At 45.2% G+C, this 18,046-nt stretch carries 21 protein-coding genes and 1 pseudogene; 16 read left to right on the forward strand and 6 right to left on the reverse strand.

Features of this window, described 5'->3' with window-relative positions:
* Positions 1-216: 216 nt before the first annotated feature.
* Both LAY41_RS32965 and LAY41_RS12330 read left to right on the forward strand, forming a co-directional pair.
* A pseudogene (locus LAY41_RS32965) lies at positions 217-591 on the forward strand (DUF4160 domain-containing protein).
* On the forward strand, positions 554-826 hold the full coding sequence (locus LAY41_RS12330) for a DUF2442 domain-containing protein (protein ID WP_249097870.1): 273 nt from the start codon (positions 554-556) through the stop codon (positions 824-826). Before LAY41_RS32965 ends, LAY41_RS12330 begins: the two are co-directional and overlap by 38 nt.
* Before the next feature lie 56 nt (positions 827-882).
* Here LAY41_RS12330 and LAY41_RS12335 read toward each other — a convergent pair whose 3' ends face one another.
* The 4 genes from LAY41_RS12335 to hpsL form a co-directional block, all read right to left on the reverse strand.
* Positions 883-1,161, reverse strand: coding sequence for a hypothetical protein (locus tag LAY41_RS12335; protein WP_249097871.1), 279 nt, complete (start codon positions 1,159-1,161; stop codon positions 883-885).
* A 24-nt stretch (positions 1,162-1,185) separates the two neighbouring features.
* Entirely contained in the window at positions 1,186-2,370 is a 1,185-nt protein-coding gene (hpsP, locus tag LAY41_RS12340) for a hormogonium polysaccharide biosynthesis glycosyltransferase HpsP (RefSeq protein WP_249097873.1), read from the reverse strand.
* A 75-nt stretch (positions 2,371-2,445) separates the two neighbouring features.
* The gene (hpsN, locus tag LAY41_RS12345; protein ID WP_249097875.1) at positions 2,446-3,426 is read right to left on the reverse strand and encodes a hormogonium polysaccharide biosynthesis glycosyltransferase HpsN; all 981 of its coding nucleotides are present in this window, start codon (positions 3,424-3,426) and stop codon (positions 2,446-2,448) included.
* 52 nt (positions 3,427-3,478) lie between these two features.
* Positions 3,479-5,116: a hormogonium polysaccharide biosynthesis protein HpsL gene (gene hpsL, locus LAY41_RS12350; RefSeq protein ID WP_249097878.1), complete on the reverse strand. Its 1,638-nt coding sequence runs from the start codon at positions 5,114-5,116 to the stop codon at positions 3,479-3,481.
* A gap of 345 nt (positions 5,117-5,461) precedes the next feature.
* Between hpsL and ffh the strand changes: the two genes are divergently transcribed.
* The 10 genes from ffh (at position 5,462) to LAY41_RS12400 (ending at position 12,228) form a co-directional block, all read left to right on the forward strand.
* Positions 5,462-6,922 (forward strand): signal recognition particle protein, encoded by a 1,461-nt coding sequence (ffh, locus tag LAY41_RS12355; RefSeq protein ID WP_249097880.1) that lies wholly within the window; start codon positions 5,462-5,464, stop codon positions 6,920-6,922.
* 86 nt (positions 6,923-7,008) lie between these two features.
* Positions 7,009-7,269, forward strand: a complete 261-nt coding sequence (rpsP, locus tag LAY41_RS12360) for a 30S ribosomal protein S16 (RefSeq protein WP_249098306.1) — start codon at positions 7,009-7,011, stop codon at positions 7,267-7,269.
* On the forward strand, positions 7,232-7,651 hold the full coding sequence (locus tag LAY41_RS12365) for a KH domain-containing protein (RefSeq protein WP_249097882.1): 420 nt from the start codon (positions 7,232-7,234) through the stop codon (positions 7,649-7,651). The genes rpsP and LAY41_RS12365 overlap by 38 nt, the downstream gene beginning before the upstream one ends.
* A 118-nt stretch (positions 7,652-7,769) precedes the next feature.
* On the forward strand, positions 7,770-7,943 hold the full coding sequence (gene rpsU / locus LAY41_RS12370; RefSeq protein ID WP_249069165.1) for a 30S ribosomal protein S21: 174 nt from the start codon (positions 7,770-7,772) through the stop codon (positions 7,941-7,943).
* 176 nt (positions 7,944-8,119) lie between these two features.
* Positions 8,120-9,073 (forward strand): PhoH family protein, encoded by a 954-nt coding sequence (locus tag LAY41_RS12375; RefSeq protein WP_249097885.1) that lies wholly within the window; start codon positions 8,120-8,122, stop codon positions 9,071-9,073.
* 80 nt (positions 9,074-9,153) lie between these two features.
* A complete protein-coding gene (locus LAY41_RS12380) occupies positions 9,154-9,561 on the forward strand; it encodes a ChuX/HutX family heme-like substrate-binding protein (protein ID WP_249098309.1) in 408 nt (135 codons plus the stop codon).
* Between the two features lie 69 nt (positions 9,562-9,630).
* The gene (locus tag LAY41_RS12385) at positions 9,631-10,383 is read left to right on the forward strand and encodes a DUF6816 family protein (RefSeq protein ID WP_338022982.1); all 753 of its coding nucleotides are present in this window, start codon (positions 9,631-9,633) and stop codon (positions 10,381-10,383) included.
* A gap of 17 nt (positions 10,384-10,400) precedes the next feature.
* Complete coding sequence (locus tag LAY41_RS12390; RefSeq protein ID WP_249097887.1) at positions 10,401-11,021, forward strand: serine O-acetyltransferase; 621 nt, start codon at positions 10,401-10,403, stop codon at positions 11,019-11,021.
* Complete coding sequence (locus LAY41_RS12395) at positions 11,021-11,677, forward strand: HAD-IA family hydrolase (RefSeq protein ID WP_249097889.1); 657 nt, start codon at positions 11,021-11,023, stop codon at positions 11,675-11,677. Before LAY41_RS12390 ends, LAY41_RS12395 begins: the two co-directional genes overlap by 1 nt.
* 29 nt (positions 11,678-11,706) lie before the next feature.
* On the forward strand, positions 11,707-12,228 hold the full coding sequence (locus tag LAY41_RS12400) for a low molecular weight protein-tyrosine-phosphatase (RefSeq protein ID WP_249097892.1): 522 nt from the start codon (positions 11,707-11,709) through the stop codon (positions 12,226-12,228).
* A 147-nt stretch (positions 12,229-12,375) separates the two neighbouring features.
* Here the strand turns inward: LAY41_RS12400 and LAY41_RS12405 are convergent, their stop codons facing one another.
* Positions 12,376-13,026, reverse strand: a complete 651-nt coding sequence (locus LAY41_RS12405; protein ID WP_249097894.1) for a response regulator transcription factor — start codon at positions 13,024-13,026, stop codon at positions 12,376-12,378.
* Positions 13,027-13,150: 124 nt separating this feature from the next.
* On the opposite strand from LAY41_RS12405, the gene LAY41_RS12410 reads away from it, so the two are divergent.
* A complete protein-coding gene (locus tag LAY41_RS12410; RefSeq protein ID WP_249097896.1) occupies positions 13,151-13,912 on the forward strand; it encodes an HpcH/HpaI aldolase family protein in 762 nt (253 codons plus the stop codon).
* A 224-nt stretch (positions 13,913-14,136) separates the two neighbouring features.
* Positions 14,137-14,805, forward strand: coding sequence for a 2OG-Fe dioxygenase family protein (locus LAY41_RS12415; protein WP_249097897.1), 669 nt, complete (start codon positions 14,137-14,139; stop codon positions 14,803-14,805).
* 280 nt (positions 14,806-15,085) lie between these two features.
* On the opposite strand, the gene LAY41_RS12420 is transcribed toward LAY41_RS12415, so the two are convergent.
* Positions 15,086-16,672: a glucose-6-phosphate isomerase gene (locus LAY41_RS12420; protein WP_249097899.1), complete on the reverse strand. Its 1,587-nt coding sequence runs from the start codon at positions 16,670-16,672 to the stop codon at positions 15,086-15,088.
* Positions 16,673-16,834: 162 nt separating this feature from the next.
* Here LAY41_RS12420 and LAY41_RS12425 point away from each other — a divergent pair, with 162 nt between their 5' ends.
* Together LAY41_RS12425 and LAY41_RS12430 are read left to right on the forward strand one after the other, a co-directional pair.
* Complete coding sequence (locus LAY41_RS12425) at positions 16,835-16,924, forward strand: helix-turn-helix domain-containing protein (RefSeq protein WP_249097903.1); 90 nt, start codon at positions 16,835-16,837, stop codon at positions 16,922-16,924.
* Positions 16,925-16,954: 30 nt separating this feature from the next.
* Complete coding sequence (locus tag LAY41_RS12430; RefSeq protein ID WP_249097906.1) at positions 16,955-18,031, forward strand: RNA-guided endonuclease InsQ/TnpB family protein; 1,077 nt, start codon at positions 16,955-16,957, stop codon at positions 18,029-18,031.
* Positions 18,032-18,046 lie beyond the last annotated feature (15 nt).

The raw sequence follows: 18,046 nt of genomic DNA on the forward strand, positions 1-18,046 counted from the left end.
GAATGTAGAGACGTTGCATGCAACGTCTCTACAAGGGTTACAGGTAACGCACCTTTAATTTCTGGAGATGTCTATTGTTCGTTGGTCATTGCGATGAACGATGAACAATGAACTGAATGACTAATGACTAATGACATTCACAGTAAGCACAAGCTTGAAGCAGGCGTCCGGTGTAGCAATCGGTCATACGGGATAGCTTTCGTTTAATATTGAAGAATGCCGACAGTTTTAAGAATAAGCGCTTACCGATTCTACTTTTACAGTCATGAGCCAAACGAGCCACCGCATATACACATTGACCGCGATGACTCATCATACCAAATCCGCAACGATTACCCCCTTTATGTCGCTCGGCTGTAGAGACGTTTCATGAAACGTCTCTACAATGTTTAGGCCAAAAATTCTCATGGGGTAACCAACCAGGATTTGGTATCAGCTAAATTTTGGCTAGAACCAGTCAGCTTAGCAAATAATATTGGTTTTAGCGCTAAAGAACTTCGGAAATTGCAGTTAATGGTACAAGAGAATCAAATAAGGCTTGTGGAGGCATGGTATGGGTATTTTGGCGATTCGAGCAGACGAGAGAGTTAAGGATGTTCGCTTTACAGAAGAAACAATCAGTGTCGATTTAATGGACGGTCGAACGATTAGTGTACCTCTAGTCTGGTATCCGATACTGCTTCAGGCTACACCCGAACAACGATCGCAGTGGGAAGTCTGTGGTGGAGGTTACGGTATTCACTGGGAGGAGATAGACGAGGATCTCAGCACAGAAGGAATGTTACGCGGTGCGCCTGCTCCCAGAGTATCAGTTATGGGTAGTTGAAGTTGAGTTACTAGCCTCAAATAGCTTTCAAAGTAGATCGGTGGATGTCGATGGTTCTAGATGTAGTGGACAGGATTTTGTACCTCGAATTTGACGTTGGAATTGACAATGCGACCATGTAGAAATTTCACAACCAGTCTGCCATCTTCTCTACGAGAACTAGCATTTCTATCGAACACACCTTCAATCATCTGAGAACCCTCCCAGTTGACTATCTGGACATGAGTGATCTTTTGGAATTTGTCTTCAGCAACAACCCAAGCTTGTGATTCACCACTAGCAAGCAGTTCAAGCAAGTTGTCTCTTGTTCGCACTTGGAGAGTAAGTTTTGACATGACTTGATTTATCTTGGCTGTGTTCTATTTTACAATAAGAGTAGATGATATAATTGTTTGATATGCTTGAATAGTTTGTTGCGCGATCGCACTCCAACTATACTCTTTCAAAGCACACTCTTTTGCCTTTAAACCCTTCCTCTGTCGTTCAGCTTTATCTCTTAAGGCTAACCGCAACATTTCTGTAAGGGATTCTACAGTTAAAGAGCAAACCCAACCTGCTTGTGCTTTTTGGACATCTTCCCAAATATAGACTCCTTCGGAAATAACTACAGGTATTCCTGCTACCATAGCTTCCGCCACCGCAATGCCGAAATTTTCGTAGTAAGAAGGCAGCACGAATAAATCCGCATTTTGTAGTAATGATGCTTTGCGATCGCCTGTCACAAATCCAGTAATTGTTGTATGCAAATTTATTGGCGAAGCTTCAATTTGTGCTTTGATTTTCCCTTCATAATCCTGGTCTTGCGGATTACCACCAGCTAAAATAAACTGAAATTTTATACCTTCAGCCAACAAATTTTCCAAGGCGGGAATTAACAAATTTAGTCCCTTTTTCGGGTCAATCCGAGACATGAAAAGTATTTGGGGAATGTCAACAGATGGTTTATCTGTGTCGATCGCAGATAACTTATCTGTTACATTCGTTACCACACCCAGCGGAATCACCAAATCTCGCGTCGATACCCCAAATCGTGCCGAAATTTTGGCTTCCTGGGTACTGGTGAAGTGAATAGCCGCTGCACCTGCTATATTCGGCTTTTCTAGCAATGCTGCATAAATAAGCTTCAACAACCTTTTCTTACGCAGATCGGCAGGGTCAAGAGTGCCAAGGGGACGTAGGATGTAGGGGAGATGGCGCGATCGGGCCACAAAAGCCGCACAAGACGATACTGGCGAGAACAGCGCGTGAATATGCGCCAAGTCAAACTCCGCAGCGTGTTTACCCAGCCATCTCAGCAATTCAAGTGAAAATTTATACCTGCGAAATGGAGAACAACGGAAATAGCGGATCTTGTAGCCATCCTGCTCTACTGGGCGATCCAGAGGTACATCTAACGGCGCTTGTCCTGCATCTCCGTTAGAATCGGTAGTAAGAATTGTTACTTCTACACCCGATCGGGCCAGCGCAGCAGAAAGACCCAATACCATCTGACTGGGGCCACCGTAGACTAGGGAAATTGAAGGGATAATCTGGAGAATTTTCATATAAATTACATATTTTAAATTTTGTCCTTGTTTATAGTTAATGGCTAATTGCGATCGACAACAAACAAATAGTTATTAGCCATTTGCCTCTTCCAATCGGGTATAAACTTGACCATCGTTCCAGCCAGATTGAGCTATACTGGCGATCGCACTGATAAATCCCAGGCTATAAGATCCCATACGTCCTATCACTTTGGGTAAAGACTTGCTTTTGCGCGAGGCTAGACTTGCCAAAACTTGATCTTGAAACAAGCTAGATGAAAAATTCAACATTTGCTTGGGAGTCAGGTTTTTGAAGCCCATGAGGAAATGATTGTGATAAAACGTGATTTGATATTCGAGCGATCGCGTACTTATATCATGACATCCACCTGTCTCTTCCCCCAAATGAACCAAATACGCCTCCGGATCGTACCAAATCTTATAACCAGTTTGTCGTATCCGCAGACAAAAATCCGATTCTTCCCGCACCGCACTACCGCGAAACCGTTCATCAAACCACAACCCATACTTATCAAAAATCTCTCGCCGGAACGACATATTACAACCCCTTGCCGTGATCACCTGTTGCGGTTTGACAGTATGAACTAAATTAAGATAATATAATCCAATTCCGGGCTCCATTGCTTCTGGAGGTAAGTAATCGATCGTCAACCCCTCCTCAGACTCAGCCAGCTTCATGCGATCCAAAACGCGACCGGCTACAGATCCAACATCTGGACGTTCTAAATAATTGCGAACATGAGCAGCTAAAAATCCCGATGGTAACTGAACATCATCATCAATAAATAGAATAATTTCCCCCTTCGAGCGTCGCACACCATAATTACGCGCACCCGGTAAACTAGCCCAATCAACGCGGCACCAACAAATTTGAGCAGCTTTTTCCAATTCTTCTAAATAAGCTTGCGTTTCCAACTGATGCGTCTTGGTTTGATCTACAACCACAACTTCAAAATTCGGATAATCTTGCTGAACCAGATCGAAAAGCGTATCTCGTAAAGCCTGCTCTCGTTCGTAAGTAGGGACAATCACTGAAATCCAAGGATAGTTCATAATTAGTTGTTACTTTTAGGTTTGAGTTTTAGACAAAAAAGGTTTGATTCAGCTATTCCGTTGCCACGCTATTAGCTAAACGCTTATTCTTCTTTGAAGACTGGTTTTCCAGTTCGGCATTCATTTTTTCCTGCTTATCCAGTTCTGGCAATTTTAAAAGCACCCCAGCAAAAAACCAATAGTAAACAGCAACTGGATCGACATCCAAAGGATAGTAGTAAGTTTGGTAGCTAATAAACAAAATAAAAACCCAAAAACAGGCTCCAAAGCTTCGCAAACTCGGATCTCGGAGAGAGCGGTAAGCCTTGAAAGTAAATACTGTCAGAGACGTAACCAAAGCCAAAAACGCGATTAGTCCAACTGGGCCAATCTCGTGCATCACCTTGGGAAACCAAGTTTCTATCAGGGCAGTATCGCCAAAGACGCGGGCAGAGTTTGTTGCTCGGCCCAATCCTAAACCAATTAAAGAACCCTTAAGGTTCTTCCAAGTAAACTCAAATTGATAAAAGATAAAATCGTCAGCCGGTGAAGCCTCCCAACGACTCGTAAAACTATCTATCCGTTCTTGGATAATACTGGGAAACAGCAATGCACCAATTCCCAATACAACCGCTAACCCAATGACGATAGGTATAAAGCGTTTAAGGTTAGCAACTTGCCCTGTTAATACCAGCAGAATCACCATTGAGATTGGCGCCAGGAGTAGAGCAATTCTCTGACCGGAAATAACGGCTATCACCAAATCCGCAGCCATTCCCAGCAAGCCAACAGTTCGCCAGCGAGCTGAGGGGTCACTGAAAGCAGTTGCAAAGGTGAAATAAGCATTCGCGATAATGAACCAGCCCCACTGCCAGGGTGCTACAAAAGTTCCCGGCAAGCGGATTACCCCCTGTTCGGGACTATACAGTAGAGAGCCACCGACCAGACACCGTGCATCTAAGGAAGCTTTAAATAAATCCGCTCCTTCCAAAAACTGGGTGCCAGCGCATCGACCTGTTACTAGAAATCTGTACTGCACAAAGCAAAGGCCAAAACAGATTAGTGCCAGAACTACGTGCAAGCGTGTCATCAAGAGAACATCTTTTTTATTGCGGATGAGGTAATACGCGCAAGTGATTAAGGGAATGTATCCCATTAGTACTTTTAAGCCCAGAATGCCCATTGCAAATGGTTTTTCGGGCGGCTTAGCAGTCATCTGCTGCGACCCGTTGACAAAAAATAAAGTCATCAGACAACAAGCCAGCAGGATAATCAGCCAGGGCTTTAGACCTTTAGGGATAATTATGGGTAGTCGCTTTCGCTGACACTCTTGGATAATGCTAACGAGTCCGGGGATATACAAACCATCTTTTGCCAGCTGTAGGACTGGACTGTTGCCAAGGCTGTAAACGATGGTGCCAGCAAAGGGCATATAGATGAGGAACGCCCAAAGCGCTTGTCGGGGGTATTTGAAGGAAAAGGCGAGGCAAATTATACCTGCGATCGCTCCTATAGCTCCTTTAGGCCCACTCAAAGGAATGGCCATCATGCCGATAAAAGCAGCACCAAAGACAGCCGAGGTAGAAAAGCTAATCAATTCCTTCCGCTCTTTGGCAGCTTTTCTTTTTTCTGCTAACTGCTCCTTCAGGCTTAAGGTTGACTTAGCAGTACCTTGCTTTTTGGATTTGGACTTTGATTTCTTTTTGGGCACGATTTAAATTTGAGCAACTGTCCCAGGATAGAAAAATGCCATAGCACTCTGTTATAACATTCACGACGCTACTCGACCAGTGAAGCGTTTTTCCCCTCTGCCCCTCTCTCCTTCTCCCCTCCCCGTCCCACGGGGAGGGGTAGGGGGTGGGGTTGCCCCTCTCTCTGTGGCCATAATAATTCAGACACAACCGGAAACGATATCAGCCCCTATAGGGTCGCCAAACGGGGAAAAACGAGATAGGGAGAACGAGAAAAACATATTTTCCCCATCTCAGAATGCCCCATTTCTCATGCCCGATCGCCAACTGGTAAGTTATATATATATCCGAACAAAAACTGATTTATGTTTGACGCACTATCTGAACGCTTAGAAGGGGCCTGGAAAAAGCTGCGGGGGCAGGATCGCATATCCCATGCCAATATTCAAGAGGCGCTGGGGGAAGTCCGCCGCGCCCTCCTGCAAGCGGATGTGAATCTCCAAGTCATAAAAGATTTTATTGCCGAAATCGAAACCAAGGCCCAAGGTGCCGAGGTAATTACAGGCGTGCGGCCCGACCAACAGTTTATCAAAATTGTCTACGACGAACTGTTGGCCGTGATGGGGGAAACCAACGTTCCCCTAGCTCATGCTGACACTTCTCCCACGATTATCCTGATGGCCGGGTTGCAGGGGACGGGTAAAACCACTGCTGCGGCCAAGTTGGCTTTGCATCTGCGTAAAGAGAACCGGACGGCGATGCTAGTCGCGACTGACGTTTACCGACCGGCAGCAATTGACCAGTTGGTAACCCTGGGTAAGCAAATTGACGTGCCGGTGTTTGAACTGGGAACTGATACGAACCCGGTGGAGATTGCCCGTCAGGGTGTGGAACGAGCAAAGGCAGAAGGCGTCGATACGGTGATTATCGATACGGCAGGTCGCCTCCAAATTGACCAGGACATGATGGCGGAGTTGGCCCGGATCGCGCAAACGGTGAAACCTCACGAAACCCTGCTGGTGGTAGACGCCATGACGGGTCAGGAGGCGGCGAATCTTACCCGCACGTTCCACGACCAAATCGGCATCACAGGGGCGATTCTCACTAAGCTGGATGGGGATACTCGCGGCGGTGCAGCCCTATCGGTGCGGCGAATTTCCGGTCAGCCAATTAAGTTTATCGGTACTGGCGAGAAGGTTGAAGCCCTGCAACCCTTCTACCCAGACCGAATGGCATCGCGAATTCTGGGTATGGGCGATGTCCTGACGCTGGTGGAAAAGGCGCAGGAACAAATCGACTTTACAGACGCCGAGAAGATGCAGGAGAAAATCCTGTCGGCGAAGTTTGATTTTACGGATTTCCTCAAGCAGATGCGCTTGATGAAGAATATGGGTTCATTTGGCGGTTTGCTGAAGATGCTTCCCGGAATGCCCAAAATTTCCGATCAGCAGTTGCAAGAGGCAGAAGTAAAGCTCAAACAGACTGAGGCGATGATTAATTCTATGACTGTGGAAGAACGTCGCAACCCGGAGTTGTTGGCGTCTACTCCCAGTCGGCGGCGGCGGATTGGTCGGGGTTCTGGTTATGGGGAGTCGGAAGTCAGCAAGTTGGTGACCGATTTCCAAAAAATGCGAAGTCTGATGCAGCAGATGGGGCAAGGCGGTTTACCTGGAATGGCGGGTATGGGTGGAATGGGTGGGGGAATGTCTCCCTTCGGCGGCGGTGGGAATCGTCCGTCGGCTCCGGGTTGGCGGGGCTATAACGAACAGACTGGTAAGAAGAAACCGAAAAAGGAGAAAAAGAAGAAAGGTTTCGGTCAGCTGTAGCTAAGGCGTGCGATCGCGAAAGCTCTATGCCCAACATCAGGCTACAATGATTGTTTAGTCAAAATTGCGAACGTTATTTTTTCGGCATGATCAAACTGCGCTTAAAACGATACGGTAAAAAGCGGGAGGCCAGCTACCGGATTGTAGCTATGCCAAGTACCTCTCGCCGCGATGGTCGTCCTTTGGAAGAACTCGGTTTTTACAACCCCAGAACCGATGAAACACGGCTAGATGTTCCAGCGATCCTCAAACGACTCAAAGATGGTGCCCAACCTACTGACACCGTTCGCAACATCCTCAAAAAAGCCAATGTCTTCGAGCAGGTTAGTGCCTCAGTTACCCAGTAACGGCCAAATCCAACCCCAAGTAGCTATTCCAGACTATGGTGGGCTGGTAAAATTTTTGGTGCAGCCTTTCTTAGAATCTCAGGAGTCTTTGAAAGTAGACTGCGAAATATCTGCTAGTAGTCCACGGGTTTGGATTCGCGTCGCTTTTGAAGGAGAGGATAAAGGCCGAGTCTTCGGTCGGGGCGCACGTAATATTCAAGCCATTCGGACGGCTCTAGAAGCAGCTGCTAGAGCATCTGGACAATCCGTGTATCTTGATATATACGGCGGAGTATTCGTGGAACACGAGACTGGGCCACCGCCTAGTCGAACCGGAACGCGAACACTTCCACCTCCCTCCTCAGTTGCGCCTAAGTCGTCTCCTAGACTGCGCTCCCGCTAGCGTGTAAATTAGTGAGGATCTGTAAAACTTACAGGTTGACGCCACAGCCTTAATCCAAAAACGTTGATTGGCGTCAACACTTTTATACAAGTTTTAAAAGGCAGGTGAATAAAAGCAAATGTCAGAAGTCCGTTTGGGTGAAAATGAGTCGATCGATTCTGCTTTGAGACGTTTCAAAAAAAAGATTCAAAAAGCTGGGATTTTGTACGAAGTCAAGCGTCGCGAACGTTACGAAAAGCCTAGCCTTCGTCGGAAGCGCAAAGCGGAAGCATCCCGCAAGCACCGTTATTAGAAAGGGATCTTCCGTATTTAGTATGCTATTTGAGTTCTCGATCAGAGGAGCAGAGGAATAAAAATGTTATTTTTTTGAACAAAAGCATAACAACTCGAAAGAGCCAAAAATACCTACTACTAAAAGTAGGTAAAATATCAATACCCACTCAATCTGCTGGGGAATACTTGTAGGGAATGGTAGACGGCACAACGATTGAACTGCCGAGTAGAGAAAGCGCGATCGCCCTTAGCGGAGATCGAGAAGAAAATCTCAAAACCCTGGCGCGGCAAACAGGCGCAACGCTAGTGCTGCGCGGGCAAGAATTACTGATTTCAGGAACGGCGAATCAAGTTGACCTCTGCGGGCGATTGGTGCGATCGCTCGAAGACTTTTGGAAACATGGCAAAAGCATCACTAGCGTGGAGATCCTTACAGCTCGTCAAGCTCTGGATACCCAGCGTACCGACGAGCTGCAAGACTTACAGCGAGACATTCTCGCCCGTACCCGCCGTGGCGATGAAATCCGCGCCAAAACCTTCCGGCAGCGGCAGTACGTCCAAGCCGTGCGTACCCACGACCTCACCTTTTGCGTCGGGCCAGCCGGTACCGGCAAAACCTTCCTGGCAGCAGTTCTAGCTGTTCAAGCCCTGTTGGCAAATCAGTACGAACGAATCATCCTCACCCGACCAGCAGTAGAAGCGGGCGAAAAACTGGGCTTTCTGCCTGGAGACTTACAGCAGAAAATTGACCCGTTTCTTCGCCCTCTCTACGACGCTTTATACGAACTCATCGACCCTGAAAAAATTGCCAACTTGATGGAACGAACCGTAATAGAAGTAGCTCCTTTAGGCTATATGCGGGGTCGCACCCTCAACAACGCTTTTGTAATTCTCGATGAAGCCCAGAACACCACACCAGCTCAGATGAAAATGGTGCTGACGCGCCTTGGTTTCCGTTCTCGTATGGTAGTAACCGGAGACATCACCCAAACCGATTTGCCTTCAAACCAACCATCTGGCTTAGCAGTAGCCCAAAAAATTCTCCAGCACGTCGAAGGCATAGCCTTTTGCCATTTCTCCCAGGCTGATGTAGTCCGCCATCCCCTCGTCCAAAGAATTGTCGCAGCTTACGAGCAATACGAACAATAGCTTATTGCAAATTGCAAATTTAATTTTTAAATTTGCAATCTGAAATTTTAGATCTGAAATTACCAATTACCCATTTTGATATGACTGCTAATTTGAAAGAATTTCTGGAAGCTTGCGAAACATTGGGAACACTACGTTTAATTGTGACCAGCAGCGCAGCTGTCTTGGAAGTACGCGGATCTCTAAGCAAGCTATTCTACGCTGAATTACCCAAAGGTAAGTACGCCAATATGCACGCCGACATTTTCGAGTTTCACCTAAATATGGACGCCATTAAACAGGTGAAATTTGAAACTGGTGAATCAAAACGGGGTAACTTTACCACCTATGCGATTCGCTTTTTGGATGAAAAACAAGAGCCAGCCTTAAGCGCATTTCTCCAGTGGGGCAAGCCAGGTGAATACGAGCCGGGACAGGTAGAAACTTGGCAGCAACTACAAGAGAAATACGGGGAAGTTTGGGAACCTGCGCCTGTGGAGGTTATTTAATTGGATTTTTTAACCACGAAGACACGAAGAAGAGTTTTGAGAGGGATTTGGAGTTTTTGTCTGGTTTTTGTGTTCCTGTTCTGGGGCGGTGAGGCAAAGGCAGGCGTACTGGCCGAAAGATTGGCTCAATTTCCCCAGTGGAATACTAAACCGCCAACTCAGAAGGTGGCTGCGGCTGAAGATTTAATGTATCCATATTGGATTGCCGGAACTTGGAATGTTACGAGTACTCTTGTGGATTTGGTGGCACCTTTGGCACCAGATATTGTGACGCCTGGTTTTGAAAATAATCGACGGTATCTCAATGAACCAGTAACTTTTCCAGTGCGTTTTCAAGTCGTAAACCAAAATGATTTTCAATTTTCAATTTTCAATCCAAAATCTAAAATCCAAAATCTAAAATTACAGGGCTCGGTGGTAGCCGATCGAGCTTTCAATGGGTTGAATATAGCTACGGCGGTTTTGGGCTCTAGCGCTATCTTATCCGTCAAAACAGACCCGCATAATCCCAACCGTCAGATTACTTTACTCCCCGGAGAGCGTCAACTTGTCTCAATTGTTACCAGTCGAGCAAGTGAAATTCCTAATCCCGATCAATTCATTTCGACAGAAGTTTCTCAACAAATATTTCGCAGTCCTACTCAACTTTATTTGAATCAGGTAGAAACTACAACTGCTTACAGAAGACTTCAGGCACCAGGTGCAGTAATTGAGGCAGATCAAATAACTGCTGTTTACCTATCGCCCCAAGACCCAAATTATTTTGCTGCTGCTGAAAGGCCAGTTGCTCTCTATCGCTATCGCTTAGAATTTTTTCCATAATCAAAGGAGGTTAAGGTGTGAAAAATTTTATTAATAATATTTTTTTAATTGGCGAGCAAATTTTAATGTGTCCTCAACTATTATTATTCTATTTGTCTAGCGAGAAAGAAGTTATCGTAGCGGATGTAAAACGGTGGGTAGAAATATTTCAATGGAAGAGTACATCCGATTTAAGTAATTTGTTGTCTTTAACGGCAAAGAAACAAGAGTTTAGAAACTTATATTATTACAGAATAGCTAAAGGTAATTTTGCAGCTAGATTGGTGATGCGAATAATTAATATTTTTTATAAAGAATGCCCTTATCTCTTTTTAGATCTGTCTAGCAATATCGGCCCTGGTCTATTTATTCAGCACGGGTTTAGCACAATTATTATGGCAGATATAGGAGAAAACTGCTGGATTAACCAACAGGTATCAATTGGCTACAAAGATAAAACTGGTCGGCCTAAAATTGGGGATAATGTCAGAATAACGGCTGGGGCAAAAGTGCTAGGTAATATAACTGTTGGGAACAATGTTACTGTAGGTGCTAATGCAGTTGTAATTAAAAATGTGCCTGATAATTGTGTGGTCGTAGGAGTTCCAGCTTACATTGTCAAAAAGAATGGTTTGAAAGTGAAAGAAGAATTAGTCTGATGCAGCAACCAAAGGTAATTTTTTTAGATGCAGTCGGCACTTTATTTGGAGTTCGCGGTAGTGTAGGGGAAGTCTACAGCGAAATAGCGCTTCGGTTTGGAATAGAAGTTTCAGCTAAAGCGTTGGATCGAGCTTTCTACAATAGCTTTAAATCAAGTAGTAGGATGGCTTTTCCAGGAGTTGAACGGCAAGAAATACCGAACAAAGAATTTGAGTGGTGGAACGCGATCGCAATTCAAACTTTCCAATCGGCGGGCGCTTTTCACCAATTTGCCGACTTTTCTAGTTTTTTTGCCGAACTTTATGCCTACTTTGCTAAAGCTAACCCTTGGTTTATCTATCCCGATGTTCTTCCTGCTTTGGAATACTGGCGCAAACAGGGTATTGAATTAGGTATAGTTTCTAATTTTGATTCTCGGATTTACTCTGTTTTGTCAGATCTCCATTTGGCAAAGTTTTTCACCTCAATTACGATTTCCACAGAAGTGGGTGCAGCTAAACCAGAACCAGAAATTTTTGTTAAAGGTTTGCACAAACATGACTGTCCATCTGAAGCTGCATGGCATATTGGCGACAGTTTTAAAGAAGATTATCAAGGTGCCAAGGCAGCTGGATTAAGAGCAATTTGGCTGAAGCGAAGCGAACCTTTCCTGTAATATATAAAAGTATTGAGATATTAGTTATTATGCCTTACAAGTTACTATTCGTCTGCCTGGGTAACATCTGCCGATCGCCTTCAGCAGAAAATATCATGAATCACCTAGTTCAGCAAGCGGGACTCAGGGATTCGGCTTCGCAGACGGGAGGCGATCGCATTATCTGCGACTCCGCTGGCACTTCCAGTTATCATACTGGCAGTCCCCCAGACCGACGGATGACCCAAGCAGCTCAACTTCGAGGAATCAAACTCCGAGGTGAAGCACGCCAGTTTAAAAAATCAGACTTTGAGGAATTCGACTTAATTCTGGCAATGGATAAGCAAAATTACCGAGATATTCTCTCTCTCGATCCAACTGGCAAGTATCGGGATAAAGTGAGATTGATGTGCGACTTTTGTACTCGTCACACCCTTAAAGAGGTTCCCGATCCCTACTATGGTGGCCCAGAAGGATTCGATCGGGTGATAGATTTATTGTTAGATGCCTGCGAAGGTCTGCTGCAATACATTATTGGCGATCGAATAAAAGAACTGGATACTGGGGAGTAGGGTAATTTTAGATTTTAGATTTTAGATTTTAGATTTTAGGTTTTAGATTTCAAGTTGAAATATCTCTTCAATTCTTCAATCTGCAATCTAAAAGCTTTCCCTCTGCCCCTCTGCCCCTCTGCCCCTCTGCCCCTAGCAAGAAAGCCCCTATTCCACCAGATGTTGTTCCATCGCAAAACGAACCAGTTCTGTGCGGTTGCTAGTAGTAGTTTTTCTCAGAAGGCTACTGACGTACTTTTCAATTGTTCTGGAGCTCAAGTGCAGGCGATCGCCAATTTCAGCATTTGAGAAACCGTGAGGTATCAAATCCAGTACTTCCTGTTCTCGCTTGCTCAACTTGCATTCTTTTAAGACTGTCTTAGTTGTGTCAAGGAGGGTTGTCGATTTTGTCGATTCCTGGTTTCTGATCAGCGAGTCAGATTGATCTATCTTTCGATGGAGGAGATTGCGAATTATTGCCCCCAATTCATTTATTTCAAATGGTTTGGGAAGATAGAGATCGCATCCTAACTCGTAGCCGCGAATCCGTTCTTCAGTACTCCTTCGCTCCGTCAATAAAATCACGGGTAACTGGCGAAACTCCGGTCGCTGACGAACCTGCCGCACCAGCTCATAGCCGTCCATCCGAGGCATCATGATGTCGGTGACCAACAAATGAGGGCGATATGCCTCAACTAATTCCAGCGCCTCCTGACCATCCTCAGCTGCGATCGCTGAGTAGCCATACATCTCTAAGTATTCTGTGACAAAAAGACGTATTGCCAAGTCGTCATCTGCAACCACGATTATCAAGGGCATGGGAGTAAAGATGGCTAGCCTATTTAACCCCTACAATAGGTCAAGTCTAGGCTGAAAGTTATCGACATCAGAGGTATTTTATTAAGATTTCCTTGCCTAGATGGGTACAGCTTAACACTAACCAATGCGTGAAAACCAACTCAAACGAAAACTAAAGCAGGGCGAAACCGTACTTGGTACGTTTATTAACTGCCCCTATCCGGCGTTTATGGAAATTTGCGGATATGCAGGATTTGACTTCGCCGTTATAGACATGGAACACGGTGCTTTACACACATTGGTTGCCGAAGACCTCTGTCGTGCGGCAGATTGTGTGGGCATAGCACCCGTTGTCAGAGTCCGCAAGAATGACGCCCCCCAAATTCAACGCGCCCTTGACATCGGCAGTGCTGGTGTTCAAGTGCCTCAGATTGAAACCAAGGAAGACGCCCAAGCCGTTGTGCGAGGTGCAAAATACAGCCCCCTTGGCGATCGCGGTCTTTCCTTCAACACACGCGCTGGCTTGTACACAGCCGCAGGGACGCAAATCACGGACAAGTTGAACGAGGAATCTCTAGTTGTCGTTCACGTCGAAGGCAGGCGCGGCGTGGAAAACATCGAAGATATCGTCAGTGTGCCTCACATTGATGTTATTTTTCTCGGCCCTTACGATTTGTCCCAGTCGCTAGGTATTCCCGGACAGGTGCGAGATCCTCGCGTAATTGAACTCATGCAGAAATGCGTTACAATCATCCGCAACGCAGGGAAAGCCGCTGGCACGTTTGCCGACAATCCCGAAGTGGCGAAGCAGTGGATTGCTAGCGGAGTGCAATATGTTGCCCTGGGCGTAGATGTTGCTATTTTCCTGCGATCGTGCCAAGCCCTAGTAGAAGCGGTTCGTAATTAGCTTCATCTCTGATAAGAAGTAAAATATATCACCTTCAGTAGGGTGGGATGTACTTACCCTACTTACTAGGATTTTGTTAAGTTATTTAACGTAAGCTATATCACAACTTGGCGATTTTTGTAGTTTATTTAACTACACTTTACAAAAATTTGTTTTATACTTGGGTTATACACCTCCTTAAGAAGAATTGGTTAAGGGGATCAAAGTATCAAGGGTAAAAGAAAATGCAAACTTTATTGGGAACGACGGAATCACCATATTCTATTAGTTTTGCTTTAGAAAAAGTCGATTCCATCAAGCTGGAGGGGTTTAAGCGTTTTTTTAGAGATCTTCCTGTCGATCCTTATATAAAAGGTAAGTATCGTTTCCGAAGATTATCTCGCTTAAAAGTCGTTGGTAATGTCTTAACTAAACTCCCTCATGGCTATCTTTTCCAAAGCAAGCAATACAATCCGTTGGTTGGGGATATCAGGAGAGAGTTTGCCGAACTAGATGATGCACTTGTAGAACTGGATGAGTTTAAAAAACTTGTCTTGGAATTTAGGAATTACTCTAAACTGGACTCTGCCGTCGAAATAGGAGTTCATCAAATCCGCACTATTTGTTCACCGAACAATTTTGGCAATCCAGCACCCGAAGGGATACACAGAGATGGTTGTGATTTTATAGGTATTTTCTCAGTTTACAGAGAAAATATTGAAGGTGGGGAAACCCATCTCTATGTAGCTAAAAAGGAAAAGCCCGTCTTGAAGAAAGTTCTTAATCCAGGAGAACTTTTGCTAGTAAACGATCGCAACTTCTTTCATTTTACCACTCCCATTAAACCGATGTCTTCTGGAGAGGGGACAAGGGACGTTTTTGTGCTTACTCACCCCAGCTTACTTCACGATTAGAAGTTATATCATGTCCGATAGCATCAGGTAGCTAAAAAATCCCTGTTCTTATTCTTATCTGCGTTCATCTGCGTTCATCTGTCTTCATCTGCGGTAAAAATTTAACCACCGATGAAAACAGACAATTTGACGATATCACTTTTAGTCCACCGATGCCACCGGAGATGAGATAATTTATTGAGCAGGGAATTTCAGATTTAAGAGTGAAAATTTCAGATTGAAAAAATCTAAAATCTAAAATCTAAAATTTGAAATTACCCTACCCCCGCTACCCAAAAAATCAACTGGCAGAAACGGTTAAACTGGCGGGTGACGCTGGATTGCCCTGTAGGACTAAGCCGCGATCGTTAGCTGCTATATGGCGCAAAATCTTGTAAATTGCCTCTATTTCGTCACTAGCACCAGCTTTTTGGGCTAACTGGGCAATAGAAAGAGGAGTGCCTTCCTCCTTGAGAATCTGCATCACCCGTTTCTGTAAATCTAGAATAACTGCTGCTGCCTTCTTACCAGCTTCTACACCCGGTTGATGATAAGCGTTGACGTTAATCAAGAAACCGTATAAACCGACGGCCCGATCGTAAAGAGCAATCAACGCCCCAACCGTGTGGGGATTAACTTGGGGAATCGTTACGGTGATAGAATCGCGGTGGTTTTCGTAAAGAGCTTTGCGAGTCCCCTGTAAAAAACCTGATAGATAATCTCCCGATGTAACTCCAGGGTCTATTTCTATCGATGGCCCCTGACGATCCTCTAAAACTTCAATAAAAGTGAGGAAGAAATTTGGGACGCCTTCGCGCAGTTGCTGCACGTAAGCGTGTTGATCGGTTGAGCCTTTGTTACCATAGACGGCGATACCTTGGTAGACGATATTGCCATTGAGGTCTTTCTCTTTACCCAGAGATTCCATCACCAGTTGTTGAAGATAGCGGCTAAATAACAGCAGACTATCTTTGTAAGGCAGCACCACCATGTCTTTTTCGCCTTTGCCATTACCCGCAAAGTACCAGGATAAGGCTAGTAGGGCGGCTGGGTTATTTTTAATTTGGGGTACGCGGGTGGCGGTGTCCATTTCTTTAGCACCGGCAAGCATGGCGCGGATGTCGATTCCCTGCAAGGCGGCTGGAAGCAAGCCTACAGCTGACAATTCCGAAGTGCGTCCTCCCACCCAATCTTCCATCGGAAAGGTTGCTAGCCAGCCTTCTGACTTGGCTTGTTTGTCTAAGTTACTGCCAACACCCGTGATGGCAACAGCGTACTGGGAAAAGTCCAAATTTTTGGCAGCGTAAGCTTTTTTGACTTCAATCATGCCGTTTCGCGGTTCTGGCGTTCCTCCAGATTTGGAGATCGTCAATACCATAGTGCTGCCAAGCCGCTCTTTTAGCTTGCTTAAAAGGCGATCGATCCCAGCTGGGTCACTATTGTTGATGAAGTGAATTCGCAACGGTGGTAAGTCTGGCGCTAAGGCTTCGGCGACGAATTCCGGGCCTAGTGCCGAACCGCCGATGCCAATAGAAATAATGTCGGTAAATTTGGGGACGGATGGTGGATGAATGTCCCCACTGTGGACTTTGCGAACAAATGTTTCGATTTTCTCTAGCGTCTCGATGATTTGTTGTTTGATTTCTGGCGTTGGGGCAATATCTGGGTTTCGCAGCCAGTAGTGACCCACCATGCGGTTTTCGTCGGGGTTGGCTATAGCACCCCCCTCCAAAGCCGCCATATCCTGAAAAGCCTTTTCAAACTTAGGCCGCAACGCCTCCACAAAGCGATCGTCAAACCGCATCCGACTGACATCCAGGTAAAATTCCAGCCCTTCATGGTAATAAAGCCAGTCTTGGTAGCGTTGCCAGAGTGTAGCTGCGTCCATAGCAAATATCATCCTATTATCTTTTCCCATCTGAAAATGCGGCAAGGGGACTCCCGTTATAGCCGCAAGGTTTAACGGGAGAGGAATTGTCGCCAACCAATAAATTGAGCGACAGCGAATCCTTGTTTTCAAGATATAATTATATCAGCATATTTTAGGTCGATGCTTTTAACTTACCAGTACAAGATTAAACCAACAAAAGAACAAGAGATAATCATGTTGCAATGGCTAGAGTTATTGCGGCGACACTAAAATTATGCTCTCTCGAAACGCCTAGATTGGTTGAGCCGTAACCGTTGCAGTATTGACCATTGTTCGCTAGTTTTTGAACCGATTGGGGAGATACCTGAAAAGTTTCCCAACTACAACGTTCAAGCCGGAGAACTAAAGCAGACAAAGGAACTATTTCCCAACTACAAAAACATCTATCATGACGTACAGCAACAGAATCTTAAGCGTCTGGATAAAGCGTGGGATAGGTGGATAAAGCCTGACAAGTCAGGTAAACGTGGCGGTAGACCTAAATTTAAGAAATTAGGTGAACTTCGCTCATTCACATTCCCAAGAATTAATTGCCCCAAAGCAGGTGCATTTCTTGAGAATGGTGTTTTAAAGCTGTCTAAGATTGGTAGCATTCCTGTTATTGTGCATCGCCCAATCCCTGATGGATTCACCCTGAAGACTTGTTCGGTCGTTTGCAAACCTGACGGATGGTACTGTTCAATCAGCATGGAAGATGAAGCCGTACCTTCACCTCTATCATTGTCACAAGTCAAAACAGCAATTGGTATTGATGTTGGACTTCATTCGTTTTTGACGACATCAGAAGGTGAAACGGTTCCAATCCAGCAAGTTTACCGCAAATCCCAAAACCACCTTGCTCGTCAACAACGCAAATTAGCGAAACAACAAAAGGGAAGCAATCGATACAAGAAACAGCGAAACTTTATTGCTCGAATTCACCAGCGCATTAGCAGACAGCGTAAAGATTTTCATTACAACATTGTACATAAACTGGTTAAAGCTTATGACCTGATAGCCGTTGAGGAGTTAAATATTCGTGGGCTAGCTAGAACCAAGTTAGCCAAATCAATCTTGGATGCAGGCTGGGGGCAGTTTATCACGATCTTGGAGACAGTGGCAGTAAAATGCGGTATCCGAGTCGTAAAAGTGAATCCTCACGGAACATCTCAAGATTGCTCAAATTGTGGAGCGAAAGTACCAAAAACTTTGTCAATCCGCACTCACTCTTGCCCAAAATGTAGATGTGTTTTGGACAGAGACGAAAACGCCGCAATCAACATTTTAAATCGGGCATTAAGCGAGGTGGGACTCATCTTGCCTGCGCGTATTGCATAGACTAAAGCCGAAGCA

The sequence above is a fragment of the Argonema galeatum A003/A1 genome, assembly GCF_023333595.1.
GTDB classification, from domain to species: domain Bacteria; phylum Cyanobacteriota; class Cyanobacteriia; order Cyanobacteriales; family Aerosakkonemataceae; genus Argonema; species Argonema galeatum.

What these genes read in the sequence shown, in the direction of transcription:
- LAY41_RS12395 (WP_249097889.1), top strand. Translation starts at nt 11,021, where the DNA reads ATGCAGCAACCAAAGGTAATTTTTTTAGATGCAGTCGGCACTTTATTT.
- LAY41_RS12335 (WP_249097871.1), bottom strand. Translation starts at nt 1,161, where the DNA reads ATGTCAAAACTTACTCTCCAAGTGCGAACAAGAGACAACTTGCTTGAA.
- LAY41_RS12375 (WP_249097885.1), top strand. Translation starts at nt 8,120, where the DNA reads ATGGTAGACGGCACAACGATTGAACTGCCGAGTAGAGAAAGCGCGATC.
- ffh (WP_249097880.1), top strand. Translation starts at nt 5,462, where the DNA reads ATGTTTGACGCACTATCTGAACGCTTAGAAGGGGCCTGGAAAAAGCTG.
- LAY41_RS12330 (WP_249097870.1), top strand. Translation starts at nt 554, where the DNA reads ATGGGTATTTTGGCGATTCGAGCAGACGAGAGAGTTAAGGATGTTCGC.
- LAY41_RS12400 (WP_249097892.1), top strand. Translation starts at nt 11,707, where the DNA reads ATGCCTTACAAGTTACTATTCGTCTGCCTGGGTAACATCTGCCGATCG.
- LAY41_RS12365 (WP_249097882.1), top strand. Translation starts at nt 7,232, where the DNA reads ATGTCTTCGAGCAGGTTAGTGCCTCAGTTACCCAGTAACGGCCAAATC.
- rpsP (WP_249098306.1), top strand. Translation starts at nt 7,009, where the DNA reads ATGATCAAACTGCGCTTAAAACGATACGGTAAAAAGCGGGAGGCCAGC.
- LAY41_RS12425 (WP_249097903.1), top strand. Translation starts at nt 16,835, where the DNA reads ATGCTTTTAACTTACCAGTACAAGATTAAACCAACAAAAGAACAAGAG.
- rpsU (WP_249069165.1), top strand. Translation starts at nt 7,770, where the DNA reads ATGTCAGAAGTCCGTTTGGGTGAAAATGAGTCGATCGATTCTGCTTTG.
- LAY41_RS12420 (WP_249097899.1), bottom strand. Translation starts at nt 16,672, where the DNA reads ATGGACGCAGCTACACTCTGGCAACGCTACCAAGACTGGCTTTATTAC.
- hpsP (WP_249097873.1), bottom strand. Translation starts at nt 2,370, where the DNA reads ATGAAAATTCTCCAGATTATCCCTTCAATTTCCCTAGTCTACGGTGGC.
- LAY41_RS12405 (WP_249097894.1), bottom strand. Translation starts at nt 13,026, where the DNA reads ATGCCCTTGATAATCGTGGTTGCAGATGACGACTTGGCAATACGTCTT.
- LAY41_RS12380 (WP_249098309.1), top strand. Translation starts at nt 9,154, where the DNA reads ATGACTGCTAATTTGAAAGAATTTCTGGAAGCTTGCGAAACATTGGGA.
- LAY41_RS12415 (WP_249097897.1), top strand. Translation starts at nt 14,137, where the DNA reads ATGCAAACTTTATTGGGAACGACGGAATCACCATATTCTATTAGTTTT.
- LAY41_RS12410 (WP_249097896.1), top strand. Translation starts at nt 13,151, where the DNA reads ATGCGTGAAAACCAACTCAAACGAAAACTAAAGCAGGGCGAAACCGTA.
- hpsN (WP_249097875.1), bottom strand. Translation starts at nt 3,426, where the DNA reads ATGAACTATCCTTGGATTTCAGTGATTGTCCCTACTTACGAACGAGAG.